This window comes from Faecalicatena contorta (assembly GCF_021531995.1).
Lineage (GTDB): Bacteria > Bacillota > Clostridia > Lachnospirales > Lachnospiraceae > Dorea_A > Dorea_A contorta_A.
On the sequence record NZ_JAFBIZ010000093.1, the window covers coordinates 1 to 12,718 of the forward strand.

The 12,718-nt window shown below is 44.8% G+C and carries 11 protein-coding genes; 4 read left to right on the top strand and 7 right to left on the bottom strand.

Annotation, left to right across the window (positions count from 1 at the left end; genetic code table 11):
- Positions 1 to 188: 188 nt before the first annotated feature.
- The 4 genes from JQM82_RS11705 to JQM82_RS11720 form a co-directional block, all read right to left on the bottom strand.
- Positions 189 to 935: a hypothetical protein gene (locus JQM82_RS11705; protein ID WP_235250516.1), complete on the bottom strand. Its 747-nt coding sequence runs from the start codon at positions 933 to 935 to the stop codon at positions 189 to 191.
- A complete protein-coding gene (locus tag JQM82_RS11710) occupies positions 928 to 1,788 on the bottom strand; it encodes an iron-containing alcohol dehydrogenase family protein (protein WP_235250517.1) in 861 nt (286 codons plus the stop codon). Before JQM82_RS11710 ends, JQM82_RS11705 begins: the two co-directional genes overlap by 8 nt.
- On the bottom strand, positions 1,728 to 1,865 hold the full coding sequence (locus tag JQM82_RS11715) for a hypothetical protein (protein WP_235250519.1): 138 nt from the start codon (positions 1,863 to 1,865) through the stop codon (positions 1,728 to 1,730). Before JQM82_RS11715 ends, JQM82_RS11710 begins: the two co-directional genes overlap by 61 nt.
- Before the next feature lie 140 nt (positions 1,866 to 2,005).
- Entirely contained in the window at positions 2,006 to 2,482 is a 477-nt protein-coding gene (locus tag JQM82_RS11720; RefSeq protein ID WP_235250520.1) for a hypothetical protein, read from the bottom strand.
- A 149-nt stretch (positions 2,483 to 2,631) separates the two neighbouring features.
- Here JQM82_RS11720 and mscL point away from each other — a divergent pair, with 149 nt between their 5' ends.
- On the top strand, positions 2,632 to 3,051 hold the full coding sequence (gene mscL, locus JQM82_RS11725; protein WP_235250521.1) for a large conductance mechanosensitive channel protein MscL: 420 nt from the start codon (positions 2,632 to 2,634) through the stop codon (positions 3,049 to 3,051).
- Positions 3,052 to 3,128: 77 nt separating this feature from the next.
- On the opposite strand, the gene JQM82_RS11730 is transcribed toward mscL, so the two are convergent.
- Positions 3,129 to 3,824, bottom strand: coding sequence for a YkgJ family cysteine cluster protein (locus JQM82_RS11730; protein WP_235250522.1), 696 nt, complete (start codon positions 3,822 to 3,824; stop codon positions 3,129 to 3,131).
- 117 nt (positions 3,825 to 3,941) lie between these two features.
- Here JQM82_RS11730 and JQM82_RS11735 point away from each other — a divergent pair, with 117 nt between their 5' ends.
- From JQM82_RS11735 to glf, 3 genes are read left to right on the top strand one after another with little or no spacing between them, the layout of a single operon-like run.
- Positions 3,942 to 5,102, top strand: a complete 1,161-nt coding sequence (locus tag JQM82_RS11735) for an exonuclease SbcCD subunit D (protein WP_235250523.1) — start codon at positions 3,942 to 3,944, stop codon at positions 5,100 to 5,102.
- A gap of 3 nt (positions 5,103 to 5,105) precedes the next feature.
- Positions 5,106 to 8,285, top strand: coding sequence for an SbcC/MukB-like Walker B domain-containing protein (locus JQM82_RS11740; RefSeq protein WP_235250524.1), 3,180 nt, complete (start codon positions 5,106 to 5,108; stop codon positions 8,283 to 8,285).
- Entirely contained in the window at positions 8,282 to 9,421 is a 1,140-nt protein-coding gene (glf, locus tag JQM82_RS11745; RefSeq protein WP_235250525.1) for a UDP-galactopyranose mutase, read from the top strand. Before JQM82_RS11740 ends, glf begins: the two co-directional genes overlap by 4 nt.
- Positions 9,422 to 9,478: 57 nt before the next feature.
- On the opposite strand, the gene JQM82_RS11750 is transcribed toward glf, so the two are convergent.
- Together JQM82_RS11750 and JQM82_RS11755 are read right to left on the bottom strand one after the other, a co-directional pair.
- Positions 9,479 to 11,104 carry a CTP synthase gene (locus JQM82_RS11750; protein ID WP_235250527.1) on the bottom strand — a complete coding sequence of 542 codons (1,626 nt, stop codon included), beginning with the start codon at positions 11,102 to 11,104 and terminating at the stop codon, positions 9,479 to 9,481.
- 63 nt (positions 11,105 to 11,167) lie between these two features.
- The gene (locus JQM82_RS11755; protein WP_235250528.1) at positions 11,168 to 12,661 is read right to left on the bottom strand and encodes a DUF1846 domain-containing protein; all 1,494 of its coding nucleotides are present in this window, start codon (positions 12,659 to 12,661) and stop codon (positions 11,168 to 11,170) included.
- Between the last annotated feature and the right edge of the window lie 57 nt (positions 12,662 to 12,718).

The window sequence follows — 12,718 nt, forward strand, 5'->3', positions numbered from 1 at the left end:
CTTTCTTGGATGTATGGTTTATAGTTTCTCGTCAACTCTATTATACCATATCCGGTGAGGGGTTATTTGTTTTTTGTAGTTAAAAAATGCCGTATTTATGCGGCTTGTGGCGTTTCGCAAACGCCTATTTCAGATACCACAAGGGAGTGTTGCTTTTGCGACACTCCCTTTAGATTCGGGAAATCTTCTTATCTGCTGTCAAGGCGGGTTACGATCATGTGCACGATGTATGGAATCAGGATCACCGGAATTGCCAGGTATGCAATCGTACTGTATGCTTTCTGGATCAGTGTGAGCAATCCGAACTGTGCGATGGAAAAATCAACAATACAGCAGATGAAAGCAACGATAATATCCCGTGAAGCAGGACGTCCGGAATGAGAGGTTCTGGGTTCGGATCTTTTTTGAGGCAGACTGCTGCAGATTCTTTTTACCATGGCAGCAACCATACCTGCAATGATGCAGATGGAGAGGATAGAAGCAACTTTTCGTACCAGATCTGTGCCGAAGATCGCTACAAGAAAGATAAAGATCCCAATCAGTAAAGTGCACAACAGGTATGGAAGTCCGGTTAAAGTGCTTAAGGTTGCTCCACCTGTTGCAAATGCAACTGCAGGAACCACGCACATGACACAGATGTAAAGGATTTCAAACAGGTTGGAAAATACGGGTGCGAATTTTCCATAAAAGGCATTGTTGTAGGATCTGTAATCGTACACTTCATGCTTGCGGGCAAAATGCAGGCTGTATGCGAAGAAGAGGGCATTATACAGCATGGCGATGACAGGCATGATCAGACACCAGCGCCCATATCGCACATAGTAGCTGTAGATCTGTGCGCCGGAAGCGAATCCTCCCCCGAAATGCGTTGTAAACCATACGAATGCCACTCCCCATAAGATGGTTCCGGTGTTGTTTTTTCTTTCTTTATTCATAGTTGTTATCCTTTCTGACTCTTTGATTCAGTAAGTTCATGGCATCTTCCAGCATAGTTCTGGTTACTTTGTATGGATAATGGACGATGTCCGACATGTTTGGAATTCTCTCCATGCTTTCCGCCCATTGCTCCGGGAGGATATCAATCTCTTTCAGAGATACCGGAAGGCCAATTGCGCGATTCAGCTGATAGATTTTTTCAAATTCGTCATATTGTCCATCCACGAGAAGAGCCAGAAGAACGCCGAATCCGACGACCTCTCCGTGCAGATGTTGTTCTTCAATGACAGGATAACTGGTCAGTGCATAGAAGATGGCGTGTGCCAGACCGCTGTTATAGTCTGGTGTGAAGTCTTTCGTCAGGAAGATGGATGCGATGCCGGTGGTCACTACGATGGCAAGAACGACCTGTTCTACGTCATAGGTGCAGAGATTGTTTCTATGGTCTGCCAGTGCTTTTGGCCCGTATTCCAGCAGAGGATCCCGACACATGGAGCTTACAGCAACTCCCAGTGCCGTAAAGTGTTCAAGCCTTTCATCCCGGGATGAAATGAGCGCTTCATAGTACTTGGCGTAGGTGTCACCGATTCCAGCCCACATATACTGAGACGGCGCTTTTGTAATTATATCTGTATCAATGAAAGCATGCATGGCAGGTCTGACGAAGAAGTGTGGATGTAAAAAGGTTCCGTTCTCGTTGTACATAATAGAAACAGACGTACATGCGGCACAGTTGGATGCAATGGTAGGAAATGTAAAGATTGGCTTGTCATCCGGAATACAGAGACACTTTACGGTGTCCAGTGCTTTTTTCCACCGATGATCAGAACTGTTTTTCCATAAGATTCGCATACGGGACCGATCCTGTCGTAGATCTGATCACCGATGGAATAGTTTGGAAGATGAACCTCATAATTTTCAAGTCTCATAATATAATCCCCCTGGTATAAAAAAGAAAGATACGAAGGCGTACTAATCTTACGGTTCATACATCTTCGTATCTTTCGGTATTATCCTACCATGAAATCTGCCGGATTGCAAGAAAAGCTGAGAAAATCCGGCAATCCGGTCAGCAGAGAACGATTACCTTGCGCGGTGTGGTCAGCGGAGGAATGCTTCTGGTAGTTGTTGCATAATAAACAATCAAAAACTGTCCTTCCGGCGAGCAGAGATAGGGCTGTCCGTTGGAGGTTATAACCTCTGTGGATGATGAGATATCCAGTTTCAGAAGATTATCTTCGGCGGTCAGTGTTTCGTCAAAATATCCTGCAAATATACTTTCACGGGGATTCCTGCGGCTGATAATGACAGCCTGATACTGGGGCGGGTAGATCAGCGGCACCGGAAGACTGGCATCATAGAATGCAGTTACCGTTGTGCCGGGCCGAAGCCGGGCTTCCCCGGCAATGTAGGTGTCAGGGCTTATGACAAAATTACTGATGCCGTTTGAATCCCGGACACTTATCATCTGACGGCAGCAGTCACCCTCAAAGGGAGTAATGGTCTGGACGGTTCCGTTGATGGGAGCCAGTGTTGATAATGACATAATACGAACTCCTCTTTTTCATTTAATATATGTTGTGATCTGAATTTGGTCATCAAAAAATATACAGGAAGAAATTGTGAACAGGCAATGCAGGAAGATATGCTTTGTGCTATAATAGGAAAAACGAATGAGACAGGAGGAGTCTGAGAATGAAAAAATTTATGAGTGAATTTAAAGAATTCATCAGCCGTGGCAATGTCATGGACATGGCAGTCGGCATTATCATAGGCGGAGCGTTTACCAGTATTGTGTCTTCGCTTGTGGAGGATATCATCAATCCGATCCTCGGAATGTTTGGAGGAATGAATTTTGACCAGCTTCATATAAAGCTTCTGGGGGAAGCAACGCTGAATTACGGGAAATTTATTTCTGCAATTCTTAATTTCCTGATTATGGCCCTGATCGTGTTTATCATCATGAAGACGATGAACCGGATGGCTGAAAAGTTTAAGAAGGAAGAAGCACCGGCAGCGCCGACGACAAAGGTATGTCCGTTCTGCAAAAGTGAGATTGCAATTGATGCGACCAGGTGTCCTCATTGTACCTCTGTCCTGGAAGAAAAAGAATAGTGTATACCAGAAAATGAATGATGGGACTGCAGCAGCAGTCCCATTGCTTTATATAAAAGAAGTGTAATCTACAATCGTCAGATATGAAAGAACAGTCTGGACTTTTCCAGTCGTTCATAGAACTGTGGATAAAAGTCTTCTTCTGACTGATAAGGAGTAAGGTAAAACTGTTTTAACACATGCATGCTCAGAGTCTTTGCAATACCGTCGTCTTCTGTGTTGCTGTCAGATGTATCAGCAAAATTTTGGCTTAATATGTAATCCTGCATATGTTTCAGGAAATAATGCCAGTCTGAGATGTAGGTTTCATAGGTTTTCAGGTTCGGAGTATCGATCCATTTTTTTATCTTTACCTTGGCTTTATCCGTTTTCGGACATTCATGAACCTGAAGAAAGTACTGGAAAGAATTCTTTTCATAAAAACGTCCGAGCGGAAAGATACGGCAGATACCGGGACGAAAAGAGTGGATGCTGCACCGGCCTTCTTCTGTTAAAAAAGTGCAGGCTTCTTTCGGACCGGCCATTTTCAGGTGGGGGAGAATGAGTCCGTCCACGACTCCCAGTTCAAAAGAGTCGGATAACAGCTGTTCAAAAGAGACATGGAGTCCTTCGGATATGCGAAAACTATCCAGCGGATCCAGTACAATGGAAGCGCCCATACCGCGACAGCAGTCAGAACAGCCGATACATCCTTTACAATCTGTTTTTGCCATATCATTACTGCTGTAGAGTCTTCCGTCGGATACTTCAGCAAGATCAATTTCTCGTAACATGTAATATACCTCGCGAGCTTATTTGCAGCGGTTCTGACATGCGATTCGCATGTTGACTGCTAAGAAGATTATAGTGTAATATGGTTTCAGATGTAAAGTAGGAAGGAATTATTTTTTATGAAGTTTTTTCATCTCTCGGATTTGCATATCGGAAAGCAGCTGCACCGGTACAGCCTGAAAGAAGATCAGGAGGTGATCCTTCGGGAAATTACGGAATATGCGGGAACCATTCATCCGGATGCCATAGTAATTGCAGGAGATATCTATGATAAATCCATTCCGTCTGCGGATGCTGTTACGATATTTGACCGGTTTCTGACAGGGCTTTCGGAGATAACGCCAAAGATTCCGATTCTAATCATAAGTGGCAATCACGACTCTGCAGATCGACTTCAATATGCTTCGGAGATTCTAAAGAAATATCATATCTATATGGCAGGATCCGCACCGGAGACAGAAGAAGATCGGGTCCTCAAAGTAACATTGAAAGATGAAGAAGGAGAAGTTGATTTTTATCTTCTTCCGTTTTTGAAACCGTCTTATGTGAGAAATGTATGGAAAGAGAATCCGCCGGAAAGCTATTCAGAGGCGGTGCGGAGGATCATAGAGAGAGAAAATATTGATTACAGAACCAGAAGAAATGTCCTCGTGTCTCATCAGTTTTATATTGGAAGCGGAGGAGAGACTCCGCAGACTTGTGATTCAGAGGTGTGTTCTGTCGGAGGGATTGACCAGGTAGATGCGGCAGGTGTAGCGGGATTCGATTATGTGGCTCTTGGTCATCTTCATGGAGCACAGAAGGTGGGAAGCGAGAAGATCCGTTACTGCGGGACACCACTGAAGTATTCGGTCAGTGAATGTGGACACCATAAATCCCTGACTGTGGTGACACTGAAATCCAAGGAGGATGTGCTTCAGATCGAAGAACTGCCGCTTCATCCGATCCGTGATGTCAGAAAAAAGATGGGAACACTGGAAGAGATTCTTGCCGGGGCGAGGGAAGAAGAGAGAGAAGATTATGTCAGCATTACTCTGACAGATGAGATAGATCCCTATAAACCAAGGGAGCAGCTGGAACGGGTATATTCACATGTTCTTGAGATCCGTGTGGATAATCAGAGAACGAGGAGAAAGCTTGAGGAGACAGAAGAAGAGCCTGAAGTGAAGGATCCATTTTCTGCTTTTGAGGATTTTTATCGTGAAATGCAGGGAAAGGATATGTCGGAGGAAGAAAAGAAGGTTATGGAACAGATCTTTGATGAGGTGAAAGGAGAGTAGAGGTTGAAGCCTGTTAGATTAGTGATGTCAGCATTTGGCTCCTATGCCGGAAAAGAAGAGATTGACTTTTCGAGAATGCAGAATGGTCTTTTTCTGATCACCGGGGATACCGGCTCCGGAAAAACGACAATTTTCGATGCGATTACATACGCACTGTATGACAGAACCAGCGGAGGCAACCGCGATGGAAATATGATGAGAAGCCAGTATGCGCGTGAAGATACAGATACGTATGTCATCTATACATTTTTATATCAGGGACAGGAATATACGATTCGCAGGAATCCGGAATATCTTCGTCTTGGAAAACGAAGATATGCAGACGGTTCCCCAAGATATGTCAGAGAAGCTTCCAAGGTGGAACTGTTTCTTCCGGATGGCAGCGTATACCGGGGAAAAAAGAGAGAGACAGATCAGAAGATTGTGGAGATCATGGGGCTGGATGCCGGTCAGTTTACACAGATTGCGATGATTGCCCAGGGAGATTTTCTGAAGCTTCTGCTTGCAGAGTCAAAAGAGCGGAAAAAGATATTTTCCAGAATCTTTCAGACCGACATCTGTTATCGGGTTCAGGAAGAACTGAAAAGAAATGCCGGACAGTTATACCGAAGCCTGGAAGAGAATCTGGACAGAGTAAAGACGGAAATGAAACGAGTAGAATGGGAAGCGTGTTCACAAGAGCAAAAAAACAGGTGGTCTTTACTTTTGGAGGAGGATATTCCAGTCAAAGAGGAGATACTGGAAGAACTGAAAGGAATTATAAAAGAGTATGACAGTATTGAAAAGCTGAGAAAAAAAGAAATGGATACCATTCAGAATAATCTGGATATCCAGCGGGAAAAGCGCAGAGAAGCGGAGCTTGTCAATACAATGTTTGATTCCTATGAGACCGTCTGTGAACAGGAATTGGGGTGGAGGCAGAAGAGAGAAGAGTTCCTTCAGATGGAAGGATGCCTGGAATTAGCGAAAAAAGCAGAAAGAGTATGGACAGCTGAGGCAGAGTATCTGCGAAGCAGAGAGCAGAAGAAGCAGATTACAGAAGAACTGAATAGTCTGAAGACGAGGATGGAAGCTGTGAAAAAAGAGATAGAAGTGCTTCAGGCAGAGAAGGAGAAAAAGGAGCAGGAATATCGGGCAGCAGATGAAACATACAAAGGTCGTATCATCCGATTAAAAGATCTTCTCCCCGGATATGAGAAGGCAGAAAAAGTACGTGAGAGTATCCGAAAATTACAGAGGAAACAAGAACAGTGTCTGCAGCTGATCCGTCAGGGAGAAGAACGGCTGAAAGCATGTGAGCAGAAAAGAAAACAGGCAGAGCAGGATCTGGAAGCCTATCAGGAGAGCAGATTTCTTGTGGATCGTCTGAAGATTAAGAAAGAGCAGCTGGATGATCTGATACAGGAAGTGCAGGAACTGATTCGATGGAAAGAAAGGCTTTGCCGCCTCGAAAAAGAGTGTAAGGACAAGAAAGAAAAGGCTGACCGGGGACTTTGCGAGTATCGGAATGCTGCGACAAGGTATGAGGAGATCTATCAGTCATTTCTGGATGAACAGGCCGGGATCCTTGCACTGGAGCTTCGGGAGGGAGTGCCGTGTCCGGTCTGCGGATCCACGGATCACCCGAAGAAATGTATCCTGAAAGAGGGTGCACCATCACAAAAAGAAGTGGAAGTGGCAAAAGAAAGGCGTGACCGGGCAGAAAAAGTAAGAGATGCTGACGCTTATTCTTTTCAGGAAGCTATCCTAAGATATCAGGCTCAGAAGGAAGCTTATGAAAAGGCGTATGTGAAGGTATGTGGGACGGAACCGGAAGCAGAAAATACGGAAGCGGATAGTCTGCCGGGACGCCGGGAAGAGGAACTGAAAAAAGAGATGCAGACAGTTTCACGAAAGCTTCATCAGGCAGATCGAGAGGCAGCTCTTTGGAAACGGGCAGAACAGGATCAGAAGATCCTGCGCCGGGAAGAGGAGCAGCAGAAAGAAGAATGGGAAGAGAAAAAAGAACACCTCGCAGAGATTCAGATGAATATCCGTGTTATGGAAGCTGAGGAGAATGCATGGAAGGAACGTCTTCCGTATCCGCAGAAGGAACAGGCCGTACGGGCAGTAAAAGAGATGGAGACATTTCTGGATACAGCAAGAAAAACTTATGAAAAAGCAGAGCAGAAACTTCGGCAGATGACAGAAGATCTTCGACAGACAGAGGGAAAACGGGACAACAAAGAAATGACGCTTACGCAGTGTGTGGAGTCGGAAGAACACTGGAAATCCGAATATACGAAGCTGTTGTCTGAACAGGGATTTGCCGATGAAGAGCAGTATCGCACAAGCCGGATGGAATCGGATCAGATGGAGAATGTGGAACGAAATATCCAGGAATATCAGATACAGGGAAGAGAACTCGCCGGGAAGAAAAAGATTCTGGAAGAGCAGCTTAAGGACAAGCAAAGAGGAGATCTGGAATCCATGAAAAGCAGTCTGGATATGCTGGAGGAACAGACCCGCGGGCTGCGGGAAGCGTATATGCAGCTTTATACGGTCAATCAGAAAAACCGGGAAGCAAGAGAACATCTGAAGAAGTACTTTGAGATGAATGGAGAAATGCAAAGAAGGTATGAGATGATCGGGAATCTGAGCAGGACGGCAAACGGCAGCCTGAGCGGCAGTGCAAAACTGGATTTTGAAACTTATGTTCAGAGACAGTATTTCCGACAGATTATTCATGCCGCCAATCGCAGGCTGATACAGATGACGGGTGGAGAATTCATTCTTCAGTGCAGGAATGTGAAAAATCTCGGGAGCCAGGGGCAGGCTGGGCTGGATCTGGATGTCTATCATATGGTCGGCGATTCGGTGCGGGATGTAAAGACATTGTCCGGCGGGGAGTCGTTTATGGCCTCTCTCTCCATGGCATTGGGACTGTCTGACATTGTACAGAATACGGCAGGGGCGATCCGTCTGGATACGATGTTCATTGATGAAGGGTTTGGTTCGTTAGATGATGCATCGAGAGAGCAGGCGATCCGCATACTGAATGATCTGGAAGGGGGAGACAGACTTATAGGGATTATTTCCCATGTAAATGAACTGAAAGAGCAGATCGATTGTCAGTTAACAGTCAAAAAGACGGAACATGGAAGCAAGGTACAGTGGTCAGATGAAAGGAGAAAAGAAAGATGAAATATGATTATCTGATAGTAGGAGCAGGTTTATTCGGAGCGGTATATGCACATGAGGCAGTGAAACGGGGCAAGAAGGTTCTGGTGATCGATAAAAGATCCCATGTAGGAGGAAATATCTACACAAAAGAGGTGGAAGGAATACAGGTGCATGAATATGGTGCGCATATCTTTCATACATCGGATCAGGAGGTATGGGATTATGTGCAGCAGTTTGCACAGTTTAACCGTTACACAAACAGTCCGGTTGCCAGATATCAGGATGAACTGTATAATCTGCCTTTCAACATGAATACGTTCAGTAAAATGTGGGGCGTAAAGACTCCTGCGGAGGCAAAGGCGATCATAGAACAGCAGATACGGGAGGCTGGAATTGAAGAGCCACAGAATCTGGAAGAACAGGCACTGTCTCTGGTTGGGAAAGACATCTATGAAAAACTGGTAAAAGGGTATACAGAAAAACAATGGGGAAAACGCGCAACAGAGCTTCCAAGCTTTATCATCCGCAGGCTTCCTGTAAGGTTTGTCTATGACAACAATTATTTTAATGATAAATATCAGGGAATTCCGATCGGTGGATATACGCAGATGATAGAAAAGATGTTCGAAGGGTCAGAAGTACGTCTGGAGACAGATTATTTTGCACAGCGAGAGGAGCTGGAGCAGGAGGCTGAATATATCGTGTTCACAGGTATGATTGACGAATATTATGATTACTGCTACGGAGAGCTGGAGTATCGAAGCCTGCGTTTTGAGACAGAAGTGCTGGATGAAGAGAACTATCAGGGAAATGCGGTTGTGAATTATACAGAATATGAGGTTCCATATACTCGCATCATTGAGCATAAGCATTTTGAATATGGTTGCCAGGGAGGCTATGGCAATACAGAGACGACGATGAATTCAAAGACGGTGATTACCAGAGAGTATCCCGCAGCATGGAGCAGGGGTTGTGAGCCTTATTATCCAATGAATGATGAAAAGAATAATGCATTATATCAGAAATACCTGGAACTGGCAGAAAAGGAAACACGCGTAATCTTTGGAGGCCGACTGGGCATGTATCGTTATTATGATATGCATCAGATTGTTGCGGAAGCGTTAAAGTGTGTGAAGAAGACGATGGATCGGATATAATAAAAGGGGATGGTTGCAAATACTTTGCAATCATCCCCTTTGCAATCATTGTTTTTCTTATAAAGTCTCAGTCCGGTGTTCTGTCTGGTATTGCAGAGCGGCTTCAATGAATCCTCTGAATAACGGATGTGGTCTGTTCGGTCTTGACTTCAGCTCCGGATGTGCCTGTGTAGCAATATACCATGGATGTTCCGGTAATTCGATCATTTCTACAATTCTTCCGTCCGGAGAAAGACCGGACAGTTTCATACCGTGAGATGTCAGATTGTCACGGTAGTCGTTGTTGACTTCATAACGATGACGATGACGTTCACTGATATTTTTTGTTTTGTATAGTTCATAAGCTTTTGAAGTTTCATCCAGAACACATGGATAAGCCCCGAGTCTTAAAGTACCGCCGATATCTTCGATGCCAATCTGCTCCGGCATGATATGGATGACCGGATGCGTGGTGTTCGGATCCAGTTCTGCACTGTGTGCATCGTTAAAACCAATGACATTTCTTGCAAATTCAACAATGGCAAGCTGCATGCCAAGGCAGAGACCAAGAAATGGTACTTTATGTGTACGGGCGTATTTGATTGCCTCAAGCTTTCCTTCGATTCCACGATTTCCAAAACCACCCGGAACAAGGATACCGCTTACATCTCCAAGAAGTTCATCGACATTATCGGCAGTCACCGTCTCGGAATCGATCCATTTGATATTTACGGTTGCACGGCTGAAGATACCACCGTGTTTTAATGCCTCTACAACGCTGATATAAGCATCATGAAGCTGGATATATTTGCCAACCAGAGCGACAGTTACCTCTGTGTTTGGATTCTTCAGAAAATCTACCATTTCCTGCCAGTCCTTCAGATCCGGTTCCGGGCAGTCCAGATGGAGACATTCGCATACAACTCCGGCGAGGTTTTCTTCTTCCATTGCAAGCGGTGCTTCGTACAGGTATTCTACGTCCAGATTCTGAAGTACGTGGTTGGATGGAACGTTGCAGAAAAGAGCAATCTTATCTTTAATTCCAACATTCAGAGGATGTTCGGAACGGCAGACCAGAATATCCGGCTGAATCCCCATTCCCTGCAGATCCTTTACACTTGCCTGGGTAGGTTTCGTCTTCATCTCCTGAGAAGCTTTCAGATAAGGAATCAGAGTCACATGGATCAGGATTACATTTTCACGTCCTTTTTCATGCTGGAACTGACGAATTGCTTCCAGGAAAGGCTGACTTTCAATGTCACCTACGGTACCACCGACTTCAATGATGGCAATTTCTGTATTCTCGGCAGCAGGATTTCGATAGAAACGGGACTTGATTTCATTGGTGATATGAGGAATTACCTGAACGGTTCCTCCGCCAAAGTCTCCGCGTCGTTCTTTCTGAAGAACGGACCAGTAGATCTTCCCGGTTGTCACATTTGAATTTTTGCTCAGACTTTCATCGATGAATCTCTCATAGTGTCCAAGGTCAAGGTCTGTCTCAGCACCGTCATCGGTTACGAATACTTCACCGTGCTGTACGGGATTCATGGTTCCTGGGTCAATGTTGATATAAGGATCGAATTTCTGCATGGTCACTGTGTAACCACGTGCTTTAAGCAGACGTCCGAGAGACGCAGCTGTGATTCCCTTACCCAATCCGGATACGACACCGCCTGTAACGAATACATATTTTACTGCCATAATTTCCTCCTTAAGTTGAATGTGTTAATTCGAGTATTTGCTGTTAAAAAAAATACTTTAGAATTATACACCCTTTTCGGTGAAAAATACAGAGTTTTTTTCGTATCTGGCTTCAAAAGTTGCCTGAATCGAAAGTTTTTTGAATTGCTTCATATCTACAGAGCCTACCATGACAGAAGTATGTGCCTGACAGCCCTGTAATTTCGGAAGCTGTTCCAGTGCAAGCTGTGCAGGCCTGCTGGAAGCGGCGCTGACAGACAAGGCGATCAGAACTTCATCCATGTGCAGGCGCGGGTTTTTACTTCCCAAATATTGCGTTTTGAGCGTCTGGATTGGCTCAATGGCATCAGGAGAGATGACATGACAGGAATGATCAATTCCGGCTAATTCTTTTAAAGCGTTTAAAAGAAGAGCAGCGCAAGCGCCCAGAAGATCAGAGGTCTTTCCGGTAATGATTCTTCCGTCGTGAAGCTGAAGAGCTGCTGCGGGTCCGTCGGTTTCTTTTGCGTATGAAAGAGCCGCATCCACAACCGGACGGTCATGAACAGTGATGTCAGCCTGATTCATCAGCATTTCCAGTTTATAAGTTTCTTCTTCTGAACATGCGCCGATCAGAAGACGTCTTCTGGAATCATAGTATCTGCGGATGATTTCCTGGCGGGAAGCTTCACGGCATACTTCATCGTCGCAGATGCAGTTTCCGGCCATGTTGACGCCCATATCCGTTGGGGATTTATACGGACTGTCTCCGTAGATACGCTGGAACATGGCTTTGAGAACGGGGAAGATCTCAACGTCCCGGTTGTAGTTTACGGTAGTTTTTCCATATGCTTCCAGATGAAATGGATCTATCATATTAATATCATTCAGGTCTGCAGTTGCTGCCTCATAGGCAAGATTGACCGGATGTTTTAAAGGAATGTTCCAGATTGGGAATGTTTCAAATTTGGCATATCCGGCATTGATGCCACGCTTGTGTTCATGATAGAGCTGTGACAGGCATACGGCCATCTTGCCGCTTCCCGGACCGGGAGCGGTAATTACAACCAGTGGGCGTGTAGTTTCAATGTAATCGTTTTTCCCGTACCCGTCATCACTTACAATATAAGGAACGTTGGTAGGATATCCGGGGATTACATAGTGACGGTACACAGTGATCCCTAGTTTTTCCAGTCGGTTTTTAAACAGATCGGCACTTTCCTGACCGCTGTATTTGGTGATTACGACACTGCCGACATAAAGACCGAGCTCCTGGTAGATATTCATGAGGCGAAGGACATCGGAATCATAGGTGATTCCAAGATCTCCGCGTATTTTATTTTTTTCGATGTCTTCTGCACTGATTACGATTACAATCTCAGCCTGATCGGACAGTTCTTTTAGCATTCTGAGCTTACTGTCGGGCTGAAAACCCGGAAGAACTCTGGAAGCATGATAATCATCAAAAAGTTTGCCTCCAAATTCCAGGTATAACTTATTGCCAAATTGTTCAATACGTTCTCTGATGTGAGAAGATTGCATCTTAAGGTATTTTTCGTTATCAAATCCAATTTTCATAAGTTTCATTCCCTCTGCTTTTTCAACGTAATATTCATAAAATACATATATGGAAGT

Bases quoted from the DNA above. Each gene is read 5' to 3' on its own strand.
- JQM82_RS11705 (WP_235250516.1), bottom strand. From the start codon at position 935: ATGAATAAAGAAAGAAAAAACAACACCGGAACCATCTTATGGGGAGTG.
- JQM82_RS11755 (WP_235250528.1), bottom strand. From the start codon at position 12,661: ATGAAAATTGGATTTGATAACGAAAAATACCTTAAGATGCAATCTTCT.
- JQM82_RS11750 (WP_235250527.1), bottom strand. From the start codon at position 11,104: ATGGCAGTAAAATATGTATTCGTTACAGGCGGTGTCGTATCCGGATTG.
- JQM82_RS11720 (WP_235250520.1), bottom strand. From the start codon at position 2,482: ATGTCATTATCAACACTGGCTCCCATCAACGGAACCGTCCAGACCATT.
- JQM82_RS11710 (WP_235250517.1), bottom strand. From the start codon at position 1,788: ATGCGAATCTTATGGAAAAACAGTTCTGATCATCGGTGGAAAAAAGCA.
- JQM82_RS11730 (WP_235250522.1), bottom strand. From the start codon at position 3,824: ATGTTACGAGAAATTGATCTTGCTGAAGTATCCGACGGAAGACTCTAC.
- JQM82_RS11715 (WP_235250519.1), bottom strand. From the start codon at position 1,865: ATGAGACTTGAAAATTATGAGGTTCATCTTCCAAACTATTCCATCGGT.
- glf (WP_235250525.1), top strand. From the start codon at position 8,282: ATGAAATATGATTATCTGATAGTAGGAGCAGGTTTATTCGGAGCGGTA.
- JQM82_RS11735 (WP_235250523.1), top strand. From the start codon at position 3,942: ATGAAGTTTTTTCATCTCTCGGATTTGCATATCGGAAAGCAGCTGCAC.
- mscL (WP_235250521.1), top strand. From the start codon at position 2,632: ATGAAAAAATTTATGAGTGAATTTAAAGAATTCATCAGCCGTGGCAAT.